At 31.8% G+C, this 26,161-nt stretch carries 23 protein-coding genes and 1 tRNA gene; 10 read left to right on the forward strand and 14 right to left on the reverse strand.

Annotated elements, in window-relative coordinates:
* The first annotated feature begins 284 nt into the window (after positions 1-284).
* Positions 285-2,198, forward strand: coding sequence for an ABC-F family ATP-binding cassette domain-containing protein (locus tag GKZ88_RS12275; RefSeq protein ID WP_155102663.1), 1,914 nt, complete (start codon positions 285-287; stop codon positions 2,196-2,198).
* A gap of 539 nt (positions 2,199-2,737) precedes the next feature.
* Here the strand turns inward: GKZ88_RS12275 and GKZ88_RS12280 are convergent.
* Complete coding sequence (locus GKZ88_RS12280; RefSeq protein WP_155102664.1) at positions 2,738-3,697, reverse strand: App1 family protein; 960 nt, start codon at positions 3,695-3,697, stop codon at positions 2,738-2,740.
* Positions 3,698-3,758: 61 nt separating this feature from the next.
* On the opposite strand from GKZ88_RS12280, the gene GKZ88_RS12285 reads away from it, so the two are divergent.
* Entirely contained in the window at positions 3,759-4,628 is an 870-nt protein-coding gene (locus GKZ88_RS12285; RefSeq protein WP_155102665.1) for a diacylglycerol kinase family protein, read from the forward strand.
* Between the two features lie 11 nt (positions 4,629-4,639).
* On the opposite strand, the gene GKZ88_RS12290 is transcribed toward GKZ88_RS12285, so the two are convergent.
* Together GKZ88_RS12290 and GKZ88_RS12295 are read right to left on the reverse strand one after the other, a co-directional pair.
* On the reverse strand, positions 4,640-5,785 hold the full coding sequence (locus tag GKZ88_RS12290; protein WP_155102666.1) for a GNAT family N-acetyltransferase: 1,146 nt from the start codon (positions 5,783-5,785) through the stop codon (positions 4,640-4,642).
* A gap of 118 nt (positions 5,786-5,903) precedes the next feature.
* Entirely contained in the window at positions 5,904-6,392 is a 489-nt protein-coding gene (locus GKZ88_RS12295) for a DUF1761 domain-containing protein (protein WP_155102667.1), read from the reverse strand.
* 179 nt (positions 6,393-6,571) lie between these two features.
* On the opposite strand from GKZ88_RS12295, the gene GKZ88_RS12300 reads away from it, so the two are divergent.
* Entirely contained in the window at positions 6,572-7,426 is an 855-nt protein-coding gene (locus GKZ88_RS12300) for a Two component regulator three Y domain protein (RefSeq protein WP_155102668.1), read from the forward strand.
* A gap of 233 nt (positions 7,427-7,659) precedes the next feature.
* Positions 7,660-7,965 carry a hypothetical protein gene (locus tag GKZ88_RS12305; RefSeq protein ID WP_155102669.1) on the forward strand — a complete coding sequence of 102 codons (306 nt, stop codon included), beginning with the start codon at positions 7,660-7,662 and terminating at the stop codon, positions 7,963-7,965.
* Between the two features lie 91 nt (positions 7,966-8,056).
* Here GKZ88_RS12305 and GKZ88_RS12310 read toward each other — a convergent pair whose 3' ends face one another.
* Together GKZ88_RS12310 and GKZ88_RS12315 are read right to left on the reverse strand one after the other, a co-directional pair.
* Complete coding sequence (locus GKZ88_RS12310) at positions 8,057-8,590, reverse strand: hypothetical protein (protein WP_155102670.1); 534 nt, start codon at positions 8,588-8,590, stop codon at positions 8,057-8,059.
* 26 nt (positions 8,591-8,616) lie between these two features.
* Positions 8,617-9,381, reverse strand: a complete 765-nt coding sequence (locus tag GKZ88_RS12315; protein WP_155102671.1) for a ThuA domain-containing protein — start codon at positions 9,379-9,381, stop codon at positions 8,617-8,619.
* 279 nt (positions 9,382-9,660) lie between these two features.
* Here GKZ88_RS12315 and GKZ88_RS12320 point away from each other — a divergent pair, with 279 nt between their 5' ends.
* Positions 9,661-11,277: a T9SS type A sorting domain-containing protein gene (locus GKZ88_RS12320; protein WP_155102672.1), complete on the forward strand. Its 1,617-nt coding sequence runs from the start codon at positions 9,661-9,663 to the stop codon at positions 11,275-11,277.
* Positions 11,278-11,279: 2 nt separating this feature from the next.
* Complete coding sequence (locus GKZ88_RS12325) at positions 11,280-11,876, forward strand: hypothetical protein (protein ID WP_155102673.1); 597 nt, start codon at positions 11,280-11,282, stop codon at positions 11,874-11,876.
* An 88-nt stretch (positions 11,877-11,964) separates the two neighbouring features.
* Here GKZ88_RS12325 and GKZ88_RS12330 read toward each other — a convergent pair whose 3' ends face one another.
* Positions 11,965-13,317: a TlpA disulfide reductase family protein gene (locus tag GKZ88_RS12330; RefSeq protein ID WP_155102674.1), complete on the reverse strand. Its 1,353-nt coding sequence runs from the start codon at positions 13,315-13,317 to the stop codon at positions 11,965-11,967.
* A 488-nt stretch (positions 13,318-13,805) separates the two neighbouring features.
* Between GKZ88_RS12330 and GKZ88_RS12335 the strand changes: the two genes are divergently transcribed.
* Both GKZ88_RS12335 and GKZ88_RS12340 read left to right on the forward strand, forming a co-directional pair.
* Positions 13,806-14,330 (forward strand): hypothetical protein, encoded by a 525-nt coding sequence (locus GKZ88_RS12335; protein ID WP_155102675.1) that lies wholly within the window; start codon positions 13,806-13,808, stop codon positions 14,328-14,330.
* 14 nt (positions 14,331-14,344) lie between these two features.
* Entirely contained in the window at positions 14,345-14,830 is a 486-nt protein-coding gene (locus tag GKZ88_RS12340; RefSeq protein ID WP_155102676.1) for a hypothetical protein, read from the forward strand.
* A 313-nt stretch (positions 14,831-15,143) separates the two neighbouring features.
* Here GKZ88_RS12340 and GKZ88_RS12345 read toward each other — a convergent pair whose 3' ends face one another.
* The 5 genes from GKZ88_RS12345 to GKZ88_RS12365 all read right to left on the reverse strand — a co-directional run bounded on the left by GKZ88_RS12345 (position 15,144) and on the right by GKZ88_RS12365 (position 20,746).
* Positions 15,144-16,112: a hypothetical protein gene (locus GKZ88_RS12345; RefSeq protein WP_155102677.1), complete on the reverse strand. Its 969-nt coding sequence runs from the start codon at positions 16,110-16,112 to the stop codon at positions 15,144-15,146.
* A gap of 6 nt (positions 16,113-16,118) precedes the next feature.
* A complete protein-coding gene (locus tag GKZ88_RS22330; RefSeq protein WP_196216476.1) occupies positions 16,119-17,876 on the reverse strand; it encodes a hypothetical protein in 1,758 nt (585 codons plus the stop codon).
* 616 nt (positions 17,877-18,492) lie between these two features.
* A tRNA-Met gene (locus tag GKZ88_RS12355) sits at positions 18,493-18,565 on the reverse strand.
* A 126-nt stretch (positions 18,566-18,691) separates the two neighbouring features.
* The gene (locus tag GKZ88_RS12360) at positions 18,692-19,216 is read right to left on the reverse strand and encodes a DUF4269 domain-containing protein (RefSeq protein ID WP_155102678.1); all 525 of its coding nucleotides are present in this window, start codon (positions 19,214-19,216) and stop codon (positions 18,692-18,694) included.
* Positions 19,217-19,219: 3 nt separating this feature from the next.
* Positions 19,220-20,746: a glycosyltransferase family 39 protein gene (locus GKZ88_RS12365; protein ID WP_155102679.1), complete on the reverse strand. Its 1,527-nt coding sequence runs from the start codon at positions 20,744-20,746 to the stop codon at positions 19,220-19,222.
* Positions 20,747-21,175: 429 nt separating this feature from the next.
* On the opposite strand from GKZ88_RS12365, the gene GKZ88_RS12370 reads away from it, so the two are divergent.
* Complete coding sequence (locus GKZ88_RS12370) at positions 21,176-21,595, forward strand: hypothetical protein (protein ID WP_155102680.1); 420 nt, start codon at positions 21,176-21,178, stop codon at positions 21,593-21,595.
* Between the two features lie 80 nt (positions 21,596-21,675).
* Here the strand turns inward: GKZ88_RS12370 and GKZ88_RS12375 are convergent, their stop codons facing one another.
* Positions 21,676-22,227, reverse strand: a complete 552-nt coding sequence (locus tag GKZ88_RS12375; RefSeq protein WP_155102681.1) for a DUF4494 domain-containing protein — start codon at positions 22,225-22,227, stop codon at positions 21,676-21,678.
* A gap of 344 nt (positions 22,228-22,571) precedes the next feature.
* On the opposite strand from GKZ88_RS12375, the gene GKZ88_RS12380 reads away from it, so the two are divergent.
* Positions 22,572-23,834, forward strand: a complete 1,263-nt coding sequence (locus GKZ88_RS12380; RefSeq protein ID WP_155102682.1) for a hypothetical protein — start codon at positions 22,572-22,574, stop codon at positions 23,832-23,834.
* A gap of 77 nt (positions 23,835-23,911) precedes the next feature.
* Here the strand turns inward: GKZ88_RS12380 and GKZ88_RS12385 are convergent, their stop codons facing one another.
* The gene (locus GKZ88_RS12385; RefSeq protein WP_155102683.1) at positions 23,912-24,556 is read right to left on the reverse strand and encodes a hypothetical protein; all 645 of its coding nucleotides are present in this window, start codon (positions 24,554-24,556) and stop codon (positions 23,912-23,914) included.
* A 307-nt stretch (positions 24,557-24,863) separates the two neighbouring features.
* Positions 24,864-26,135, reverse strand: coding sequence for a DUF5009 domain-containing protein (locus tag GKZ88_RS12390; protein WP_155102684.1), 1,272 nt, complete (start codon positions 26,133-26,135; stop codon positions 24,864-24,866).
* Positions 26,136-26,161 lie beyond the last annotated feature (26 nt).

Here is a 26,161-nt window from a genome sequence, read left to right on the forward strand (position 1 = left end):
AAATTGATTTGTAAAAGAACTGTCTGATAGAAGAAGTTCTTATGCAAATATAAGATTTTACTGTTGAAAAAGTCTGGAATTAAAGGTTTATATCTATTCTGTTTTTTTAAACCCGATTTTCATTGGCGGAAGCCAAAATGACTGAAATTCAGAAATATTGCTTAAGCAGTTCCTTTCAGTTCCAAAACTTTCAATTAAAAGTTATACTTTTGCACTTTCAAAATTGTAAGCGGCGACAAGGCTGTTTACAGCGTTTTTAATTTCTAGATTTTCAGCAATACATTATGCTTAACATACACAATCTTTCAGTTTCTTTTGGTGGAACATATTTATTTGAAGAAGTTACTTTTCGTTTAGGTGCCGGTGACCGCGTAGGTCTTGTAGGTAAAAACGGAGCAGGTAAATCGACAATGCTTAAAATGCTTGCAAGAGATTTTGCTCCAGATTCTGGCGTGATTTCTCAGGAGAAAGATATTAAAATGGGCTTTTTGCGTCAGGATATTGATTTTGAACGCGGAAGAACTGTTCTGGAAGAAGCTTATGAAGCTTTTACTGAAATTAAAATTGTAGAGAAAAAATTAGAAGAAATCAACCATCAATTGGTTACCAGAACCGATTATGAAAGTGAAGAATACGGGAAAATCATTGAAGATTTATCTGATTACACACATCGTTTTGATCTTCTTGGAGGTTATAATTATGTGGGAGATACCGAGAAAATTCTTTTAGGTCTTGGTTTCAAAAGAGAAGTATTCAATAATCAAACGGAAACATTTTCAGGAGGTTGGAGAATGCGTATCGAGTTAGCGAAACTATTATTACAGTCAAACGATGTTTTGCTTCTGGATGAGCCAACGAATCACTTGGATATTGAGAGTATTATTTGGTTAGAAAGTTTCCTTCGTAATTATCCTGGAGTTGTCGTAATCGTTTCGCACGATAAAATGTTCCTTGATAATGTGACGAACCGTACTATTGAGATTTCTTTAGGAAAAGCATACGACTTTAATAAACCGTATTCTCAATATTTAGAACTGCGTCATGAAATTCGCGAAAAGCAGTTAGCTACGCAAAAAAATCAGGCGAAGAAAATTGAAGAAACCGAAAAACTAATCGAGAAATTCCGTGCAAAAGCTTCTAAAGCTTCAATGGCGCAATCGTTGATTAAAAAATTAGATAAAGTAGAGAGAATTGAAGTTGATGAAGACGACAATTCCGTAATGAATATTTCATTTCCAGTTTCAAAAGAACCAGGAAAAGTAGTTGTTGAAGCTGAAGATGTAACAAAAGCTTACGGCGATAAAACGATCTTGAAAGACATTAGTCTGCTTGTTGAAAGAGGCAGTAAAATTGCTTTTGTCGGTCAAAACGGACAAGGGAAATCTACTTTTATCAAAGCACTTGTAAATGAGTTTGAATACGAAGGAAATATCAAATTAGGACACAATGTTCAGTTAGGATATTTTGCTCAAAATCAGGCTGAATATTTAGATGGAGAAATCACTTTGCTTCAGACTATGGAAGATGCTGCAACAGACACTAATCGTATGAAAGTACGAGATATGCTGGGGTCATTTTTGTTCCGTGGCGACGATGTGGAGAAAAAAGTAAAAGTACTTTCTGGAGGTGAGCGTAACCGTTTGGCACTTTGTAAATTGTTGTTACAGCCCATCAACGTTTTGCTGATGGATGAGCCTACGAATCACTTAGATATTAAATCTAAAAACGTATTGAAAGCGGCGCTTCAAAAATTCGGCGGAACTTTATTATTGGTTTCTCACGACAGGGATTTTCTTCAGGGAATGTCGAATATCGTTTACGAATTCAAAGATCAAAAAATCAAAGAATATCTTGGAGACATTAATTACTTCTTAGAACAGCGCAATCTTGAAAATATGCGTGAAGTCGAGAAAAAAGATGTTGCTAAAGCTGCAGCTCCAAAAGAAAGCAATAAAACTTCCTACGAAGATCAGAAAAAAGGAAAAGCACTTCAAAACAGATTGAGCAAAGTTGAAAGTCAAATCAAACAATTAGAAAAAGACATTCAGCACGACGACAAAATGCTGGCTTCGAATTATGATAAACATATTGAAGACGCTTCTTTTTTCACCGCATACAACAAAAAGAAAGAAGACCTTGAACAACTCCTTTTAGACTGGGAAATCGTTCAGGAAGAAATTGACAATTTTAATGCTTAAGATTTTTTTCAGGAGCTAATCCAGCTTTCCGTTTCAAGTCCTCACTAAAAAACCTTATTTTCTAAGCCATAAAACGAGCTTCCGTTGGTCGCTGTTTTCTGGCAAGAAAATAAGGTTTTTTAGTTCCGGGCTTTCTACTTCAATCTGGGCTAAAAGAGTTTCAAGTTCTTTTTTGTTTCAAGTTTAAGGTTTCAGGTTTTGAAGTTTTCCATGAAGTTTGTCATTCCGAGGAACGAGGAATCTCCGTAAGAAACTCCATCTGCAAAATCACCAATCTTTGTCGAGCTACTTGCGGAGATTCCTCGTTCCTCGGAATGACATATAGCACAATTGTGTCTTTATGGTTAATTTGTAATCTTAATTTTCTTTTGAAAACCGTTGCCCGCGAGAGGGTTGGGAGTACGCTACCGAAGTAGCGCGGACAGCCCGACAGCATTAGGAAAAGTGGGCGAATGAAGACAAAGTATGATGGCCCACTTTTTCTAATGTTGTCTCGCCCAAATAATTAATACTTTAAATTACATTTCACAAAAAAAACTTCAAATAATCCCAATAGATTTTGAATGTTCAATCGCTTTGCTACTTTCTTTAAAATAGCAGACAGCAACATCAAGGGACTCTAAATTTTTCATGATTTTTTTTACTTCTTGTTTCTGAGTTTTGCCAGTTTGCCTAATGTAAACTGCAATTACAGTAACCGGAAATATTTTGCAGATTCGCTCATATAAAACAGGATCATGCTGTGAATCATCTCCTAAAAGAATATATTTCAGGTTGGGATAAAACTCTAAAACATGTTTTATTTTTTCAAATTTATGGTCGTGATTCCCGCGTCCGCTCATGAAAAAATCAGTAATGCCTCTTTTGATATCTTTCAGCAAAATTACCGCTCTCGGCAAATGGTGCAGTTTGGTAAATTGGACTATAAATCGGTATAAATTCCATTCACTGCTCGAAATATAGAAAAACGCATTTACCTCTTCTTTGTTTTTTCTTCCAGCCGAACTCAACGCTTGATAATGCGCTACAACATCTTTAAAAACTTTTCTGTCATTTACATTTTTAAAAAGCAAAATGTATATTTTTTTGAAAATATTTTGTGTGTGCGAAATTAAAAAAGTGTCATCAATGTCAGAAATGATTCCTAATTTTCCGGTATGCGGATGTATGAAACTGCCTTTTGAAGTAATAATTTCCGAATTGTGTTTAAAGCTGACTTCGTAATTTATCCATCCAAAATGAGTTTCTTTTTCAAATGGAATACAAAATTTAAAGTGACCGTCGTCTAATGTTTTGGTGTGAATTTCCTGATTGCCATATTTCAAATAAACATCAAAATTTTTGATTGTTTTTATCCGAAACTGATTGATTATGGAAGTGGCGTTTTTTAGATTTTTCTTCTGAAAGTCGTATTCGTATGTTCTTTTAAAAACATGTCCCATTACAATTAATTCTTCTTCGTTGGCGTAACCTCGATATAATTGTAAGATTGGTTTCATTTATTACGTACATTTATAGAACTGTAAATTACTTAATTTAATTGATTTTAAAGGGAAAATTTTGAAAAAGAACATCTTATTTGTTGTAAATCCTATTTCGGGCGATCTTGATAAAAGCGAGCTAATTGAGATTGTAGAAGAATTTGCAGCTGTAAATCATATCAATCTGGAAGTGTATGAAACGACAGGAAAAAATGATTTAGATGAAATCAAGTCGCTTTATAACAAATTTCTTCCGGAGAGAATTATTGTTGCCGGCGGTGACGGGACCATTAAAATGGTGGCCGAAGCAATGGAAGAATACGATATTATCATTGGTATTTTGCCCGCAGGATCAGCAAATGGTTTGTCGGTTGATTTGAATTTGCCTGCTGGAATAGAAGAAAACCTGAAAGTTGCTTTTTTGAATCATTATGTGGAAATCGATATGATCTGCATCAATGGCAAAAAAAGCATTCATTTGAGTGATCTCGGCTTAAATGCTAATTTGGTAAAAAACTACGAGCAAAGTGATGTGCGCGGTTTTTGGGGATATGCATTGCAGGCTTTTACAACTTTAACAGAATCTGAAGAGCCATTTACAGCCACAATTTCGGCCAATAATAAAACAGTTGAACATGCTGCGCGAATGATTGTGATTGCCAATTCGCAGAAATACGGAACAGGCGTAGTCATTAACCCAAATGGCGCTATGAATGATGGGAAATTTGAATTAGTGATTTTAAAAAGTCTTGATTTATTGCTGATTGGAAAAATCATTACCGGAAACATGCCGATTGACTCAGATGATGTTGTCATTATTTCGACAGATAAAGCGACTATAAAAACAGATTATCCCGTGAATTTTCAGATTGATGGCGAATATTGCGGCGCACAAACCGATTTGGAAATCCACATTCTGCACAAACAAATGAAAATGGCGGTTCCTTAAGAAAACATTTTTTATTTAAAAGGATTCCGTTCTTGCCATTCTGTTTTTGGCTCTAAATACTGAAATAATTTGGCAATATTATGATTGATCAAAGTGTTGCTGTGCGTTATCAAACCATACATTTTTAATGGTTTTGCACCAACAGAACTTTTAATTTCGAGGGCAGTTCTGGCAAATACAATTGTTGAAAAGCCTTGATTAATAGAATACGCAATCATATCATACAGCATATTGAGATAAAGCATTTTTTCGCGCTGAAGATTTTCATCATAACCCAAAAAATAAGTATCCATTATGGATCCATTTTTAATCAGCGTATTGAAACCAATAAGTTTTTCATCTAAAAAATAACCATAAAACAAGAAGTTATCTTTCATGACTTCTTTGAAAAAGCTAAAATGATTCCGCGCTAGAAAAAAGGTATTAAAAGGTGCATTTTTTGCCACATGAAAATACAAATCATATATAACATCTTCATACTGCTTAATATCAGACAAAGACATTTTTCGTTTTACAATTCCTTCCGATTTTTTTCTTGCACGTTTGTATTGATCTCTGTATTTTTTTGATAAAGCATCAATATAATCTTGGTCGGTTTTCCAATTTTTATTGATTTCAAAAATCATATTAGGCTGCGTAGAGAAAGTATAGTTGTTTTTGAATTCGGCCTGAAGCGGTTTAATTTCTTCCGGAGTAAAATCTTTTATACTTGTGATATGAACTTTTTTACCAGAAGCTTTTAAATCTTTTTTAAGCTGATTAATTGCTTTATGAAGTGTTTTAACTGCTTTTGACAGCTGAACGTTTTTTGCGAAAGAAAAAGCATTTTGACCTGTAAGCATATTATTTCCAACGAATAATACATGAGAAGCAAAATTTTTGAAAGCAAAATTACGAACTGAAGTTTTTAAGCACTGATCGCGCTCGCCAAAAGATTCCAGTTTTTCGGCAAATAAAAATTGAGTCAAAGCAATTCCTGAAAGCTTTTCTTCTTCAAAAATTCCAATAAAATGACAAATCATATTTACAGGACAAGAATTTTCCAGCACTTCGAGATATTCCCGTGTCAAAAAGATATTTTCTGCAGCAAGCGAATTCCATTCTAAAGGAAGCGACGCTGTACTATTGTAGATTTTAAAAGAATAAGTTGTATTCAAAGGAGTGCGCTAATTTCTTCAAAATTAGATAATATTTGTAATAACTGACTTTCTTTAAGTTATTATTAAGAAAAACCCGTTTGAGTTTTGGTTTCAAACGGGTTTTGTAAATTTTGATTTATGCGAAAGCGCAAACAATGCCGCCCATCAACATAAGTGTGAGCATCCAGTAGCCCGCGTGAATAAAAATATATTTCCAAGATTTTCTTTCGAATAAACCATTGATTCCAACAATTGGAAAAGCAAAAAACAATCCCGACATGAATCCATGAAGTGCGCCGTGTTTAAAAGTTCTGTAAGCAGTTCCATAATCGGCCATAAAAGCAGCAAAAGATGGTTTTGCCTCAGCTAGCTTCGGTGGTCCGCCCACCATTCCAACAGCACCAGACTGATGAATTGTCAAAGCCATTAAAATAACAGTAATCATCAAAGAAAAAACATAAGTTAATCCGAAGATTTTGAGCATATTTCCTGTTTTGAGCTGCTCTTCTGTGAAATTGTTTTCTTTCATCCAGATTGTTCCAAAAACTTTTGGATGATACCAAATGAAACCAGTAAGCAATGTCACAACAGCGGCTAAAAATAGCGCAATAAAGTTAATTTCCATAATATGAGGTTTTTATGTTAGATGAGTCAAATTTAAACAAAAAAATCGCTTATTTAACATTTTTTAAAAAGTACTATTAAGACTATTAATAATTGAGTTATTAACACTTTATCGACAATAGGTGCATTATGTCTAGATAATTCATACTTTTGCGGTCATAACAAACGCCCAAATCTGTTATGAAAAGCTTGTTTACTTTTTTTTTAGCATTAGCTTTTTCTCTGAATTCTTTTGCAGATACTGTTTCAGATAAAGAGAAGGAAGCTTTGATTAAATTATATCATGCCACAAATGGTCCGCAATGGAATGTAAAGTGGGATTTGACCCTTTCTGTGTCAACATGGTATGGAGTTCGCGCTGAAAACGGAAAAGTAATAGCTCTTGATTTATCAAATAATAATCTGCAGGGAGAATTGCCTTCTGAATTTTTTGACTTGGTAAATTTAGTTGAAGTGAATTTTCAGAAGAATAAACTGGAAGGGAATTTGTCAAATAACATCCAGAACCTAAAAGAAATTGAAGTTTTGAATGTTTCTGATAATAAGTTCTCAGGAACAATTCCGATAGGAATCTGCGAATTGCATAAACTGAAAGATTTGGAGCTTTTTAAAAATAAAATATCAGGTGAATTGCCATCTGATCTTGGAAAATTAAAGCAATTAGAAGTTCTTGCATTGTCGGATAATGAGATTGGCGGTTCACTGCCGAGCTCAATTTACAAGATCACAGCCTTGAAAATATTGCTTTTAAACGGCAATAAATTATCGGGCAGTTTGAGCCGAGAAATTGTAAATTTTAAAGCTTTGCAAAACTTGAGTTTATTTGATAACAGTTTTGAAGGAGAAGTACCGGAAGGACTTGGAAAGCTTTATAATTTATCTGAAATGAATCTTTCTTACAATAAATTTAAAGGAGGAGTTTCAAGAAAAATGGCATTATTAGATGCCTTAAATATGACAATGTTTGATGAAAATGGGAATCCGTTTTTATTAGAAATAAATACTGAAAGACAAAAGAATATTACCGAAAATTAATCGTGCTTATGGAATGAATTTTACTCTGAAAAAAGTTGATTAAATATATTTAGTTAATTGTTGAAAACCGTAACTCGTTACGGTTTTTTTTATTTCTGATTTTGTGATTTATTATTTTAAATTTGTCAAATATTTTTGAAAATTTTTGTTTTTTTTCTTTAACTTTAAAATTAGATTCGGTCTTTTGGTTGAAGTCGGATAGAGAAAAGAAATTAACCTTTTAATGTAAAATTATGACACTGCAATATCAAGGCGAAGAATACGGAAAGCCAACAACATTTACACTAAGAATCATTGGTAATAACTTATCAAAAAGCAGTTCAAATTATCAAATTGATCTTTTAGTAGGCGACAAAAGATTGCCAACTTTTACGACTGAAATTCATCAAAGTCTTTCAAATTGTTTAAAAGAAATTTATTTGTTTAGAAAACATCACGGAATCACATTCAATGAGTCTTCAGAGAAAGTTGTTTCGCTTTATGTTCCTTACGACAGAGTTTTATTCAATCACAATAAATTTGCTTTGTTCAGAGCCTAAATTTTGAGTCAAAACAAAAAAAGACCGTTCAAAAAGAACGGTCTTTTTTTGTTTTGATATTTATAAGAAGTATTCAGAAACACTCCGTAAATTATTTTGGCTGTTTGTTTGGTTCTTTCTTTTTCATTGTTTCCATTATCAGGAATACTTTTTTTAAATCAGCTGCCGAATTTGCATTTGCAAAGGCATGAATGTATTGGTTCCAGCCTTCATTGCTGCCGCTCTCAACAATAGACTGAATAGAATAAATGTCTTTGCAGTTATAAACGGTCCAGTCGGCGGTTTTGTTTAGGATTTTGCGCTTTATTTTTTCTGTTTTACAGCTGTCACTAGAAGGCCCAAACTGACTTGGATGATTGCCAAAATAAAAGCCGCCTGAAAAAGCTGCTGTTGCTGTTGTATCTGTAGGGTAAAAGTAATAAACAGAAAAATCAGGTCCTCTATTTTCCTTAATTGTATATTTTTTTGGGATAGAAATATAGTAATTGGTTTCGCCAATTTGCTTCTCTGTTAATTCCTTTAAATAAGGATTTTCTGGAATAGGTTTTGTTTTTTTATCGGAACAACCTAAAATGATTACTATTAAAATTAAAGATAGAAATGGAATTTTCAGATTTGAGCTCATGTTTATTTAAATAAAGGTTAGTCAATTTATTTGCCCATTGCATAAGTAATACCTCCAAGCAGATGTTGTGTGAAAAGAGGATCGTTGTAGCTTTCAGGGCTATGGCCTAAAGCAGTATAAAACGCTCTGCCGCCATCATACTCATGATACCAGGCCAAAGGATGATTGTCGCCATGTTTACCGCCTTTATAGGAAGACTCATCAATTTTTATAAGCACATTTACATCTGGATTTAAATATTTGAAATTGTACCATTCATCTTTTCGTTCCCAAGTTGCAGGAAGATGTTTTGTAGACGGATGTTCATGATTGACAATTATAAGTTTTGCATCTTGCGGTTCCGGATGCCCTTCAAAAATACCACCGATCATTTGTGTGTACCAAGACCAGTCTGGCTCGCAATTTGTAGCCGAATGAATGCCAACAAAACCATTTCCTTTTTGTATAAATTTCTGCAAAGCTAATTTTTGATCTTCGCCTAAAACGTGGCCAGAAGCGCTTAAAAATATAACAGCTTGATATTGCTTCAAGTTTTTTGAATTAATAGCAAGAGAATCTTCAGTGGCATCTACCAGAAAATGATTTTCCTGTCCCAGTTTTTTTATAGCAGCAATTCCGGCAGTGATGCTTTCGTGTCTGAAGCCATTGGTTTTAGAAAAAAGCAGCACTTTTTTGGTTTTAGCGGGAGTTATTTCTTCTGTATTTTTTTGATAGAAAGAAACTAGAAAAAAGCTCGTCAGCAGAATCGAGGTAAATAAAAAAGATTTTTTTATTGAAGATAGTAGGTTCATTTTGCAAAATTTTATTTTTGGAAGATAGAAAAAAATATTTTTTGAAAGTGTGTTTGTTGAATTTAAATCCTCATTCTAAATTTTATTACGCGACATCGTGTTGAATGAATGTTTGGTGGTTTTTGATCCTAGTTTGAAATAAAAATGACGTGTAATGTTAGGATATATTTAATTAAAAGCTTCAAGTTGCTAATAAATTAAAAAAAGCATTTATTTAAAACTACTTTTTTATTGTATGTTTGAGATGAAAATTAATGTAACTCTAAACAGCAAAATAAAATGATTAAAAAGGGGATGTTATCTTTTTTGATAGCTATACTAACAATTACAATTGGTTCCGCCCAAAATTGCCTGCCATCAGGTATAACAATCACTAGTCAGTCCCAAATTGATAATTTCTCAATAAACTATCCCGGCTGTACTAATATTGGCGGAAATGTATCAATAGAAAATGTTTCCAATCTTTCTGGTTTGTCACAAATCAAATCCATCTCAGGAAATCTTACTCTTAAATTATTAATAAAAGATTTAAACGGATTACATAATTTGGTTTCTATTGGTGGCGATTTGACTATAAGCGGCAATTTTTTGATAAATAACTTTACAGGACTTAGTAGTTTAAGTACTATTGGAGGAAATTTTGTAATTGAAAATAATAACATATTACAGAATGTTGATGGACTTGAAAAACTTACTTCTATTGGAGGTAATTTGTTGATAAATAGTAATTATGAACTTGCCAATATTAATGGAATTAAAAACTTAAAAGACATTGGAAAAGATTTAGTTATTTACGCAAATAACAAGCTTGAAACGATTAGTGGATTAATAAGTGTTACCAATATCAATAATGATTTGGTAATTCATGGAAATCCACTTTTGCTGTCATTAGATGGTTTAAATAATTTAAAAAGCGTAACAAGAGATTTAAAAATTAAAACAAATGATAAATTAAATAATCTTCAAGGTTTAAATGGTTTATTGTCGACTGGTAGATTTTTTGAAATTGAGACGAATAAGAATCTTTCTAATTTAATTGGTTTAGAAAAGCTTAATAATGTATATCGACTTTTTATATCTAGTAATGAAAGTCTTGCTGATTTAAAAGGTTTGGAAAATCTTAAAATTGTAAAAGAGAATTTGCACTTATTTGCAAATTATAATTTACTTTCATTAAATGGACTGGAAAACGTTAGCTCTGTTGATGGAATGTTACAAATTCAAAGCTGTAATTCTTTAAAGAATTTAACTGGATTAGGTAGTTTAACAAAAGTGGGGAATGCATTTGAAATTTACAATAATATTGGTATGATTAGTTTAGATGGAGTGAAAAATCTAAATTCGGTTGGAAATACCTTGTATATTTCTGGATGTAGAAGTATCCAAAACTTAACTGGTTTAGAAAGTATTAAAAATTTAAATAATACTTCTTTAACAGTAAGTTATTGCGATAATTTAAAAAGTCTAAAAGGTATCGAGAATGTTGATCCTAAGACAATAAGTTATATTACTATAGAGCTAAATCCGTTATTAACGATCTGCGCAATAGAAAATATATGCAATTATCTAAGAGATGTTGAAACAAGCGCTGCGATTCGCTCAAATAATTCAGATTGTAACAATAGAGATGAAGTTGTTTCTAAATGTGGAGTTCTTTCTATTGAGGAAAATCACATTTCATCATTAATCTCTTTTTATCCTAATCCAACAAGTGGGAAAATAAACATCAATGTGCAATCTGAGTGCAAAATGTATATTTATAATACTGTTGGAGAACAAATAAAAGAACTAAAGATTAAAACAGGATTGAATGAAGTAAATGTTGATTTTTTGCCTTCAGGAGTGTATTTTTTCAAACCTGAAAAAGAGAACGCTTTTAAAATAATAAAAAACTAAAAATGAAAAATAACCCAAAATCACTTTTGATTTCTATTCTATTAATGGCAATTGGCTGTAAAAATGAAACACAAAACGATACTCCTGTTGCTGATGGAAATAATGCTTCTGCAGAAATTTCAGTTGTTGCAGAGCCAAAATCAAGGCCAAAGTCATTAAATCAAATTACTGCCGCAGAAGCTTTTGAATTAAAACCAAACGAAATCTACAGCAAAGATTCTCTTCCAAAAAATAAAGAAGTGTATGCTGTTATCGTTGATTGGGCTTTAAATAGCAATAAAACTTCAATTGTTGCTTTTAAAACTGGTGAGGCCAGCTTTCTTCTTAATGGTATTGATATGCAATTTGAAAAAAATCCGCAATCTTTTAATTCTTTTTCGGTTTCATTGATAGATAAAGCTGAAAAAGTATTGTCTTCATTTACGCCTACAACCGAAAGAACTGCGCCAGAACAAAATCAGATGAAAATATATGTTTTAACCGGAGATGGGAAATACTTGTACGAAAACAAAATCACTGAATTTAAAAATAATAAAGAGATTCATGATGTTTTTGAAGCGGCTTCAAGACTTTTGCTGGAATCTAGAAAAGCATTGTAATTCTATTTTTCAAAATAATCAAATAAAAAACTGCGTAATCCTAAAGTTTTTCGGGATTGCGCAGTTTTTTATTGCTGTGAAACTTAGATTATATTTTTAAGTTGTTCAATAAATCAATAAGTTTAGGATCAGATGGTTTTGGTGCGCGAGCAGTAACAATATTGCCATTAGGATCAAGAAGAATAAATGTTGGAACTCCTTGAACACTATAATCTTTTATGATTTTTGATTCCCATTCATTTTCTGCCAATAATTGAATGCCACCTAATTGTTTATCTGTAACAAATTTGCTCCATTTCGGCTGGTCTTTTAACGCATCAATTGAAATACTGACAAACTCAATATTTTTGCCTTTATATTGCTCTTCCACTTTCTGAAGAAATGGAATTTGTTCACGACAAGGACTGCACCATGTTGCCCAAAGATCAATGTAAATATATTTTCCTTTCAGATTGTCTAAACTAGTTTTTCCTCCTTTTTGATTTTCGTAATCAAATTTTGGAGATGGTTTTCCGGGTTGTAATGCATTTGTTGCGTTATAATTGGCAGTAAGTGTTTGCTTAATATTAGGATCATTTGTGATCGATAAAAATTCTTGATATGTTTTTTCATATTCTGGATTTTCCATACTAATATCGTATTTTGAATTTTCGATTAAACTGTTTTTCATGCTTTGACTTTTTAAAGCTTTAATTTCCGGAATTGTATTTTTAGCAGAAATGAACAATGAGTTATCATCTCCTTTGATATTTTCATAGAATTTGACTAACACAATTTCTTGGTATTCTTTTGAAAATAAAAAATCAGAATTATTGTCTAAATCCATTGTTTCGTCAAACTTTGGGTATTTTTCAGAAACTTTAAAATCATATTGTTTTACTAGATAATAATGTTGTTTTATATAATAAAGCAAATGTTTCTGCTCCAGATAATGAATACTTCTGGATTCTTTTGCTTTAAATTCAGCATCAGTAAATTTTGTTTTGAGGTACAAAGTATTAACTGATTTTTTAATTTCTTGAAGTTTTTTCAGGAATTCATTTTCGTCAAGTTTATAAAATTCTTCGCCTGCAACTGCTGAAGTTATAAGCTGTTTTTTAGCAAGATATTGATTCTCTACACTTCCTTTGCCTGTAAATTTTAAAGTTGAAGCCAAGTTTGCATCATCAGCAGACAGTACTAATTTAGAATCTTTAGCTAAATATATAGGGAAACTATTTTTAGTGGTTTCAATTTTATAAATGCCATCAGATTCTAATTTCAGATTTTCTGAAAAACTCCCGTCTGGTTTTAGTTTGATTTCTTTATCTAGTAAATCTCCTTTAATTTTAATTATTCCATTTTCGGTATTCGTGATTTTGCCTGAAACAATTATCGTTTCTTCAGAAGTTGTGAACGAATACAAAACTGCAATTAGTAATAAAAAAAATATTTTTTTCATTTTTTGGTGGTTAGAGAGTTTGATTTTAGACTAAGTTATCTTGTTAAAAATAAGGATTATTTTTTAAGAATGGATGTGTAATATGAGATTATGTTGTTTTCTGAAATCTTTTCATGCTGAATATCTTTGACTTGTCATCGCTAATCTAAATCAAGTTTTTGGTAGATAGAAACAAATAAAAACTTCAGATTTCTCCAAAGCTTTTGTCTTATCAGCGAGAAACATTCAGATGTTTAGCCAGATTATTGAAGATTTTAATGAAATATTTATGTTAGCTGTTATAGGAAAGCATTATGATTTTAAAGTGATTAATCAGATATGTTAAATGAGTTTTTTGCGTACTGTGAAAAACCGTAATGTTTCTAATTTTAATTTATATATATTAGCTTTAATAATACTCTTTTCTGTACGAACAAATAATAGTTTGTTATTGCAAAAAGAAACAATTTACAGCCATTTAATTCTCAGTAAAAGACAAAAATTATTTAATGGAAAAAGAACTCGGATATCAGCAAATCAAAGAAATTAAAGAAGCATATTTAAAAGATAATTTATCTGTTGAGAATCAAATTATAAAATTAATTGTTGCAGGATATGACGAAAAAACTGCAGAAGAACTTATTAATAAAGTAATTAGAGAGTATAAAAGAGAACTTTTGGAAGCGGCTCAGGACGAAAGTGAAAATAGAGATATCCAGAAAATTACAGGAAGCGTCATATTTGGAGCGGCTATCTTAGGCCCGGTTTTAAGTATTAAAGGATCTGAATGGTATATATTGGCATCTATTGTTGCGGGAGCTGCAGGGTATTTTGACTTAAGAAAACAACCAATAGCAGGAGTAGTAAGATCAATAGTTTTGGTTATTTTGTTTCCGTTAGCTTTTGAATTGTATATAAATACTAGAAGTTCTTATTATATCGTCGAATTATTAATTCCCTTTTTAATTTGTTTCCTTATTGCATATTTATTCCAGCTCTTAATTTCTAAGATATTTTATCCTGAAGAAATTTAAATTTTAACCTATAAATGATGTTATCCAAGTACAATTTTAATGAAAGTTTAAAACGCTTTGAACCAAAAGAAAAAAGATGTGGTTATTGTTTTCAAAACGAAAGTGAGAATATTAATAATTACGATTTTATCAAACTTTATAAAGTACAAGACAGAACTAATTTTGTTATCTACAGAACTCTAAAGTATGAAGAAATGGAGATAGGAATTTCAAGATGTAATGATTGTGTTGAATTTCATGAAGAAGCTTCCCGTAAATCTCCAATATTAAAATATGCAATTTATCTGTTAATTCTAATTTTTGTATTGCCTGTTTTTGGTCTAAAAGTCTTTGTAGTTGGTATTGCATTGAGTTTAGCCTTGTTTTTTTTCTTGCATAAATATGGAAAAAAAAGTACTGTTTCAAACGAGAGATTAACATTAAAACAAGGAATTGCATCAAATGAAACCATTCAGGATCTTGTCCTTTCAGGATGGATATTTGATAAACCCTCGGCATAATTAAAGAAAGACACCGTAGCATAATCGTGTGCTTGAAAATTCTATTTATAGACCCGATGGAGCAAGCGTCCCGCTCGTGAACGTAAAAATAAAAAATAGCTCCAGATTTCTCTGAAGCTTTTGTTTTAGTAGCCTAACCGGACAATTCTCGAACCATTTTGAAGATGATTTAAAAAGAATAAATATAATTCAGTCAAGAGATAAATTTAATTTTTAAGTTATTGAATTAATCAACTGCAGGTTTGAAATCACTAAAAGGTTTTTTAGACGCTTTTGTGGCGTGTATTGTTAGGCACGCTGCAGATTAATTTTTTTATTTCCAATCAGTTTGTAGTGCTATATTTTTCATCTTATTATATACTGCATTTAGCCCATAAGTTCCTTGATAACCGTAATCTTTAATTTTTTTAACGGTGCCATTCTTAAATTTAATTTCGAGCCAAACTGTTGAAAAATCATAGCCATCTATTGAAAATTCGTTTGGTAAATCTGAAACATTAATATAGTCAAGTAATTCACTTATATCTTTAAATATAACTTTGTCAATTTTTTCACTTGATTCTCCCTTGTAAAAATTATCTTTCAAGCTTGATACATTATAGATATTCAAGCAAGTATAATGAGCATTTTGATTGTTGTCGATCTCGATTTCAAAAAAGTTTTCTGAAATAAATTTGATATACTGTATGTCATAGTTTGCAGGCTTATTATTCTTTTCTATAAAGGAATCGAACTTATAAGTCAAAGTATCTACAAAATGGATTATTTTCTCGGTTAATACAGTTTCTGGATCTGTTTTGTAACTATTGACCAGTAATTCATTTTTATTACCTATAACGATAGGTTTTAAGATTTTGCAGGCATAATCTATATTATCTGACAAATTGAATAGTTCATATTGATTGGATTCTGATCCTGTTATGATATATTGATGATAAGTGCTGTACCAATAACCCGTAAAAAGCAAATCGGTTTTGCCATCATTATTGAGATCAACTTTTTGCCAATTTTGGATATTCCAAGTTTTATATAAACTGCAATCACTTAATTCATTGATAATTAAATCGGTTGATTTTATCTGTAATTGTCCGAAATTATCTTTGTCAAAATCTGGATTTATCAATTTTGCAAATTTGATTACATCTTCAGTTGTCTTCAAATTATCTATTTTGTTTAGGCCGGTAGTTAAGACATCCTTTGAAGTGTCTAAATTCTTTTTTTTGCTGAAAGCGCAACTGCAAAGCAATTGTGATACAATGATTATATATAATATTTTTTTCATATCTGTTTAATTACAAGGGGTTCCAATTGCTGTTTGATTTCCTGATGTTCCACCATTTGATTCTGCAGCATATCGTGCTTCAATTCTATTGTAATCTGCACTTCCTGCAGGAAAAGTTTGATTATAGATCGGGGTTCCACGTAATCCGCCCCAAGCTAAATCCATATAGATCTGATCTGGAATCCCATTAGTAAAAGGTACTCCAGTTTGAAATTCTTGTAAGGCTGCAGCGATTGTATTTACATACATGTTTGCCATTTCAGCATGATGTAAATCTGGATTAGCTGGCAAAGGATATTTTTTGTCACAAAAAGCTTGGAAAAGTGTTGGAGTATCAGCAAAAATGCCAAGATTACCATCAGAATTATATTGATCTATTAGACTCATAAAATAAGCATGTAAAGTCTCATGCAAAATATTTGATGCCCTAAAGAGTCTTGTTGAAGATGTGTAATCTGGACTAATTCTTATTGTATAGCCAAATCTTTTTTGAGCATCCGTCCTAACTGTTTGAGCTGGTTTACCATCAGTAGGTGTTTCTGTTTTTATTTGTAAGTATATTAATTTATTTACGCCTAATTTTTTTAATATTTGCGCTATATCATTATTGGTAGTTTTCTTTAATTTATCCAGAATTGCTTTTGGACATGGGTTAAGCTCAGAATCATCAATCTTTTCTTCAATTGCTTCACTAAGTAATATATCCGTTGCCGGTACTCCAATCCAAGAATCTGAACCTTGTTCATAAGTATATAGCAAATTAGTAGTCGGATCGAATACTTTTAAATTGTTTACGGGCCATTGGTATTCTAAAATACCATAATTGTCCCTGTTGTTGGGGATTATCATGTTAGGAAGGATTACCTGCAAAATTTGCCATGAGTTTGATGCAGCATCGAAAATATATTCAGTACAAACTCCATCAGGATCGGTAAACCTAGAAGTCTGTTTGTCTAGAGGATATGCTGGAAGATTAGGTTTGTAAGAAGTAGAAGATGACGCGCCTGATCCACCCATAAATAATGCTGCACCAGCACAGTCGCTTTTCTTAGAGAGTTCTTCTCCGCCACCGCCACCGCCACCGCCGCTACCGCCACCGCTGCAATCACATATTGTAAATAAATAAACTCGACTAACGATTTCGCCTCCCATTCTTGTTATCCACCAATATTCTACACAACTTCCTTGGGTTTTGCCGGCCATTTTATCCTTATGCATTCCATTTAAAGTTGCATTTTCAATTAATGTGCCTTGCTCATATTTATTATACAGCATTTTTATTTTTGAGAGGCTCAAGAAAGTAACTTCCCCAGAATAGTTAAGACTTTTTTTATCTGCATTTAATATAGATTGTATAACTTTATTATGATTAGTGTTGGATATATTAGTTTTTAACATTACAATGCTTGAACGTACCACTTTATCTTCGTTCAAATAAAAAATGATCTTGGTAATTCCGGAAAGCCCTTCCAATGGTTTAGCATCTGCAATTAGCAATTTTTCTGTGGTTCTTAAATCAAATATTTCTAAACTGGATGTGTCAATTGCAGTCGATAGTTCCTCGATTTTAGATAATTCTCCTAAACTATTACTACTCTTTAGTTGATTCCAATAATCATTTATTTTATCTTTATAAATTGCAGGAGCGGCATGGTTATCTTCATGTAGAACGTCATCTTTATCTTCACAATTGGATAAAAATAGTACTAAAAGAAATAGAGTCAAATTTGTTAAAAACGATTTTAAGAATACATTTTTCTTCATAATTGAAACCTTCAAAAGGGGTTAAGATATATTGTAATTTTTATAGTGTACTTGGGATTGAAAACTGAGGCATATAAGCTGAAAGATTTTTTTACTCTTTGTCATTATCTTTTGTGCATATTGTTGTAAATTTTTTTTTGATGTTTTTTCTGTACAAAAAATCTTAAATAATCACAAATATATAAGTTATTACTTTGAAATTGTTATAGATTTATTAAAAAAAAAATGTTTTGATTTATAAAGTTATTATTAGAAATCATTTTATGTCGAATGGGTAATGTTTCTGAGTTAGTGATTATATCAATTATTCAAGATGTGAAGAGAAAAGAGTTGCTAAAAATTGGAGAACGAAAAACAATAAACAAGCAGTATTATTGTAAAATATGCTGTCATTATTTTATAGAAAATTATACTCAATAAAGATTATAAGTCAGGTATAAGCCAAATATCATTCAATTAACCAAAGAAGGCTTAGGGATGAAAATTATAGCAATAATCTTCAAAATGTCCTAGTGTTGGCACTAGAGTAATGCTCGTGAAAGTAACAAATAAAAAAGTTGAAAGGAAATGTTTAGAAAACAAAAAAGCTCCAGATTTCTCTGAAGCTTTGTCCTAGTAGCGGGAACAGGACTCGAACCTGTGACCTTCGGGTTATGAGCCCGACGAGCTGCCTACTGCTCTATCCCGCGATGTTTCGGGTGCAAAGATAAGCACTAAATACAGTTTATCAAAGGAATTAGTGAAATATTTTTATTTAAATAAATTTAGTTCTAACTAATTGTTGTACAGTGAAATATGGTTTTGTGATTTTGAAATTAGATCTCATAATCAAGTAATTCGGAATAGGGATCATTTTTTAAACCTAATAATTTAGCAAAAGCAGGCTCGGTTTTGAGACCGTTTTGTTTGAGTTTTATGATTTCCTGCCGAAAATTTTCGTCTCGTGATTCCAGAATTTGGTGTTCTATAATCATGTGCCTGTAGCCATTTTGATTTTTGGTTGGAAGATTTTGCCCGAAAATTTCAATTTCAAAATCATCTAATTTGAAACTCCCAACTACTGATTCTTGCTGATTTAGTATAGTTTCTCTGATTTTAAAATCGGAGTTGTTTTTAAAAAGAGAAGTGATTTTTTCAATGAAATAACTTTTGTTCTGCCAATAACAAATAATATCAAGATCACTGTGTTCAATGTTAATATTTATTGGAATTGTACCAACAAGAATTGAGTCAAATTCCGCAAGAACTTCTAAAATCCTGTTTTTAGTCAAAGTTCCATAAGCCAGAATTTGTCTTTCATTTCCAGATTTTAAATAGTCAATTGTACTGAAATCAATCATTATTTACTTGTCGTAATTTTTCTCTTCTTTAATTTCCTGAGCTAATCTTTTATTAATATTGATTTTGGCTTTGGTAAAAACAAAAATTGTCGTTTTGTATTCGCGGGCAAATTTGTTTGTTATTTCGCCGCCAATCGCCGCCTTTTGAAAAAACGGACTTGTTTCTGCAAATTCGGTACTGTTTTCTTCAAATTCTTTTACCCGAATAAGATTTGTATAGTCAATATTCAAATTAAACCAATTGACATAATCGGCATTAAAAGAAACAGCTTTGATGCCTTTTTTAGTGTAATAATTAATAGCTCCGGCCTGACCGTAATTATCACAAAGCACCAATGTGTTTTCAGATTTTGGAAACAAAGCATAAACCGAATCTGTTTTGCGGGCAAGTTCTTTCCATCCCAGCATGTCGGCAAAATCCTGAGGCAGTTCGTGATCTTTTCCATCTTCCCAGCGCAGCATTCCCAGCTTTTTATATCGCTCAGGTTTTGCTGTTATTTCCTCTGGCGTTTTATTCGGAAAAGCTACTTTGTAAATTGGAATAAAAAGTAAAAGCGGAATCAAAATTAAAACGGGCTGTAAAAATCGTTTCCATCCAGTTTTTGAAATTTCGCCTAAAAATACGGCGCCAAATGCAATGTAAATAGGATAAAGGCCAATGGCATAATACGCTTTGGCTTTGAAATAAATAAAAACCAACAGTGTAAAAATAATCGAAGCAAAAAAGAATCTATAATTTGTAAAAGGCTTATAAAAAAGCAAGGCATAAAACGAGGAAAGAATAACGATAAAGCCGCCAATAAAAAACAGCAACTGTTCTTTTAAAAATCCTGCGCGATCAACATTTACCAACTGTGTTTCGGCCAATTCTTTCATATGATGAACAATCGGGAAATGATTATTGTATTGCCATAAAAGATTCGGAAAAATTAAAATTAATCCCAGAATCAAAGCGAAATAAAGATTTTTATCCCCAACTATTTTTCTTTGTTTTGAAAGCAAAAGCACCGGCAAAAGCCCGATTAAAAGAAAAAGAATATTGTATTTATTCAGAAAACCGAAAGCGAAAATTATAGCGCCCGTGTAAAGCCATTTTACTTTTTCGGTATTGATGTATTGAATAACTGCAAAATAAAAAGCTGTCCAGCATAAAATGTCTAAAGAATTGGGCTGAAAAAGCATATTTAATCGTAAAAGGGATGACAGTAAAATGCAAGTTGCGCCTAAAATCAATGCAAATAAATTCCCTTTAAGAACTTCAATAGTTTTCCAGACAACTAAAAGTGTCAAAACGCCAAAAAGGGCAGGGAAGAACTTAACCCAAAAAACAGAATTTCCGAGCAAATAAATGATGTACGAAAACCAAGAAGTTACGGGCGGAACTGATAGATACCCCCAAGCCAAATGATGTGCCTGATCCAGATGCAGATATTCATCGCGCTGCAGATCATATTCTGGACTCAATAAAATATATTGAAGTGCAAATTTTAAAATGATAAACCCAATTAAAATAAATGTTTTCTTAGTCATGTAGATTTTGGTTTCTTAGGTTTGTTTGGCTTTTGCATTATAAGTAGTTTTAAATCAACGCGTAATTCTGTAGCTAAGATAGGATTTATTTTGATTTTTGAATATTCGGAATATTTCTTAATATAACCCGTTGGGTGCAATTAATTCAAACACATAGAAACATAGGTTTAGGAGGTGCAAAAAAGGCGTTTCACTTGTTTTAAACAAACATAGTTGGCTATGTGTTAGAAACTAGTTTTTTTTTAAGTTCTTTTCGACAAATAAAATCTATGTTTCTATGTGTTCAATAAAATAAAATAAATTACACACAATGGGTATGGTGTGATAATGTAAAGTGCAGATTTTTAGATATTTATGGTCTTTAGGTATTAGTTGGATTGACATTTTTATTATCTTTAATGTCCAGCAATAACTTTAAAAGAAAATACCATGAAAAAGAAATTATTGATTGCGGCTGTCCTTTTAGGGGCAATTTCATTTGCAAATGCGCAAAGTGTAGGAGATATTACAAAAGCGGCCAGTAAGGCGTCAACAACGGCAGTTCCCGCTTTTGATGTTGCAAGTATCTCAAATCAAGTTATGGGTGTATTATCTCCAAAATTAAAATTAACCGAGGCTCAAAAACCGGTGGTAAATTCATTGGTAAATGAAACTCTAAATAAAAAGAAGAATATTTTGCCTACAATGGCTACTGACAAGGCAGGTTATACTTCTAAAATGACTGCCAGCAGAGAGTCTTTTATAGCCAAAATGAAAAAAAATATAAGTCCGACACAATTTGATGCACTTACATCTTTACTGCCAAAATCAGCTTCGGCAGTAACGCCATTGGCAAAAATGCTTTATTAAGATAGTATAAAATAAAAAAAGCAAAATAGAAGTCTATTTTGCTTTTTTTATTTTCAGTTTTATTAGAAAATGTTTTGGATTTAAAGGTTCTCCTCTAAATAAGCAGGATCAAATTCGTTTGTATCCTGAACTTCGGCAGTTACAGGTTTAGAAGCTTTCAGTGTATTGAATCTTTCCAGCATTTCTGTTTCACCTTCTTCACCGCTAAAATAAGGGAAAACATCCATAATTGCTGTTTCTGTGATAGCTGGAATAGAATATTCGCCCATTGTATTTTTCATTACGTGAAGTGTGTTGTCAAAAGCTTCACGAACATCATTTGCCTGAATTAGCATATACATGCTTGTTTTTCTTTCTTTTCCGCTTTCTTCATCATAAGCAATTAAAGTGATTTTAGATTTAAACCATCTGTCTGTATTTTCAAACGGATGAATTTCGGCATAATTTGCCACTTTGATAGCTGTGATTTTAAATTCTTCACTAGTGTAAGCGGCCATTTCTTCGGTCATTCTTTTTTCAGCTTCTGTATAAGATAAAGCATCAACCAAATAGGGCTCTGTTAAAACTTTCTGTCCGCCCGTTTCATCAGTTTTTCTATATTTTACTTTGCATTCGTACCAAGTTGCGCTCATTTTCTTGTAATTTTTAAGGATGCCAAAGATAGATTTTATGGAGAAAATACGATTCAAATTCGCAAATAGATATTCACAATTTTAAATTACTATGTAATTTATTAGGTTTTGTTTAATGTTTGATTTGAAATAATTTGTAAATGAATTTTAGACAATAATATCTTAAAATGTGTAATTGGTCGTTTTTTAGTGAAGATGGTGTGTTTTATTTGTTAAAATGATATTATTTTTTAATTTTTGTAATTGTAAGTTCTTTAGAATTAGATATAATTTTCTTACTTTAGCTTAAACAAGTATTAAATACCGGCCTAAAACTTATTAAGGATAACTCGAACATATTAAGTATGAATAATATTCAAGATTTAAATATAAAAGATGAAGTGCTGCCTATTTTTGATTTTTCTTTGAATAGCTTCACGAAGAAAAAAATCCTTACTATTTTAGAAACGCCTTTAAAAGCGAAAAATCAAATTATTGAAAGACAAAATATTCTGAAAGGATTTGTTTTAAATAAAGAGATTTTAAAAAACTACTCTTATACTGTTTTGTATTTAAATGAAGTTCACTATTTCCTGAACAATTTTAAAGAAGAAAATATCAACTGGAAACGCTTTTTGTTTTTTGGACCAACTGCCGATGAAATTCTTACGCATAATAAAATTCATCAGCTTATATTGTTTTTTCATCGATTAGAGTCGACTTGTTTTTCACGACTTAATTTGATACACTTTCCTGAGCCATACAGGAAAGATTTGAACAGAATATTGTCTTTTCTTTCTGTTTTTGGACTGAGAAAATATGAATATATTATTAGAGAAAAACAGTTGAAAAGCAAGCATCTAAAAAAAATAGTGGCTAAAATTTCAACTTTACAAGAGGAAGGTAAAATTGAACCATTTTGGGATGATTTATTTTTGTTTGAATCTTATTTGTCGATAAGCAAAACCATTATTGATCGCGAATTTATTTTCCCAGTTATTACAGATAAAAGTTTTGTTATAAATGATTTCTATCATCCTTTAATTGGCAGTCCAATTAAGAACAGTTTTACGGCATTTAATAATGTAATCGTATTAAATGGTCCCAATATGTCTGGAAAATCGACTTTTCTTAAATCAGTCAGTTTGTGTATTTATTTAGGAAATCTTGGATTGGGAATTCCGGCTTCTGCGGCTGAAATTCCTTTTTGCACTGATTTTTCAATCGGAATCAATAAACGTGATGACATTTTAAACGGTTACAGTCATTTTATGACCGAAGTCGTGAACCTCAGAGATGTGGTTTTAAAAGCAGCTGATGGGAAAAGATGTTTTGTTGTTTTTGATGAGCTTTTTAGCGGAACAAATGTTGAAGATGCTTTAGAAATTTGCACAAGAACCATTAATGGCGTTGGTGCTTATTCGAATTCTTATTTTTTAATTTCGACACATATCCAAGAATTAAAGGAATTAACAAACGAAACGGTTTCAACTTATTATTTAGATTGCGAACTGATCGACAATATCCCGACATTTACTTATAAGTTAAAGAAAGGATGGTCTGATATTAAAGTCGGCAGAATTTTATTTGAAAAAGAAGGACTGAATAAACTTTTGCAGTTTAATTAGTTTTAGATAATTAGAAAAAAACGCACTTCAGATCGTTCTGAAGTGCGTTTTTTGATTTTTCAAAACTCAAACTTAATTTAATATTCAACATCCATTATAAAATGACTATGCTCAGGAAGCCAAATGTTGCACTTTTCGGGATAGTTGCATTGACGGTAGATATATGATTTTCTGATATAAGTTTTGCTGTATCTATAGGCTTTTAAAGCTGGAACGACAGCTATTAAGCCTTTCTTTGAATAGATGAAATCCGTAGGGTAGTTTTCTTTCTCTAAAAGTATAAAAACAACAAAAATGCCCTCGTCTGGAATTGTTATTTTAGATTTTGAAATATCAACTTTTGTCCAATATTCATTATCGTCTTTTTTTACTAGAATATCTTGTTCTAAAATGGGTTTGCCCGGCATTCTTAAACTGTCAACAGTGTATAAATTTACTTTGAAAGGCAGGTATTTTAAATTTGTAATGCCACCATAATCCGAAACGCTAAATAAGAGATTTTTTATTTCTTTATTTTCACTGCTTTTTGGAATATAGGTTGCAGCTTTATCAGTCCAAGAAAAGTTAGTTTCAAAACTATTGAGTTTCTCAAAAAAGGAAAGCTCTTGCTTGCTTTTAAAATTTGAATTAACAATTACGGCGTCCAGTTTTTCTTGAGAAAAAACACTCTGAAAAGTCAATAATAAAATGATAAACAATTTAGAGAAGTTTTTTGTTTTCATATTAAAATAAGTCTCATTTGTTAGCTCTTTGATTGCAGAATGTTTCTGTCTAAGAATTATAATGATTGAAGAACATATGAAACGCGTATTTTATTTTAACAATGGATTTACACAAGTATGAATTATTCCAGCGTATTTGTAGAGGCGCACAGCAGTGCGTCTGTGCACTGCATAAAAGTTTTCGCCACGACCCGAACGACAGCGAACTGGCGAAGCAATTCCACTAATTTTCACTAATTAATTTTATAACTAACAAAAAAACATTCGTGAAAATTCGTGTAATTCGTGGCGAAAAAAAACATGAATACTAAACTTTAAAGATCAATTTCTTTTTATAGAAAATCCAAAGTATAATGGACCAGAAAGCCGCATAAGCCAAGGCAAATGCCAATGACGCATTCAATGGATTCTCAAAACAAGGCGCAATTCCATGTTTATAAATTGAAGTTTGAAGACTGATTTCTTCTCCGCCAATTTCTGGATTTTGAACTTTAATAGAACTAAGTACTCTCGGAATTACACCCGAAAAGAAAAACACAATCATTGGATTTACCCCCCAGATTAAAAAGAATTTAGTCCATTTTTTATAACCTTGCATATCAACTATGTAATACAAAATCGTTAAACATATCGTTGCGATTCCGGCAGTGTATAAAACATAAGAACTTGTCCAAAGTGATTTATTTATTGGGAAGATTATATTCCAAAGCAAACCTCCAATTACTAAAGCTACTCCAGTAATTGCTGTCTTTTTTAGGATTTCGGTTTTGCTTACTTGCAAGTTTAATAACTGGCCAATATACATTCCAAGAATTCCTGTACCAATAGCCGGCAAGGTGCTTAAAATTCCTTCTGGATCCCAAGTTTTAGAAGCAATCCATAAATGTCCGTTTAAAAGTGTATCGTCTAACCAAGCGGCTAGATTAGTGCCTTTGTCAAAATTGGCTGGACCAAATCCAGGAACGGGAACAAAAGCCATTAAAAGCCAATATCCAATTAAAAGTGTTGCTAAAACAATAAGCTGTGTTTTTAAATTTGTTTTTAGATATAAAATAGCACTAAAGAAATAGACGATTGCAATTCGCTGTAAAACACCTGGGATTCTGGTATCTTCAAAATGTTCCAAACCGCTAAAGGCTAAAGAAAGCAGTATTAAAAAGATTCCTACTGCAAGAATGGTTTTGACTTTCATTGAAAAATTTCCTAAAAGGGCATAAGCGACTGCAAAGGCAATAACCAATCTCACTCCTAATAACGGAATTCCTTCCAGACCAAATAAATGGATTCTGCTGAAAACGCTCAAAAACAATCCTAAACAGAAAATTCGCAGTGAACGAACCAAAATTTTATTAAAAACCGCTCCGTCAAAATGTTTTACCGGCATTGCAAAAGGTATTGCGGTTCCCATTATAAAAACAAAAAAAGGAAATACTAAATCAGTTGGTGTACAGCCGTGCCATTCGGCGTGTTCTAATGGCGGATAAATGGAAGACCAGCTTCCAGGATTATTTACTATCGTCATTAATAAAATAGTAAATCCTCTAAATACATCCAGCGAGGTTAAACGTTCTTTTGTCATTGGTTTGTTTTTTTTAGATAATAGAT

This window comes from Flavobacterium sp. LC2016-01 (genome assembly GCF_009711135.1).
Lineage (GTDB): Bacteria > Bacteroidota > Bacteroidia > Flavobacteriales > Flavobacteriaceae > Flavobacterium.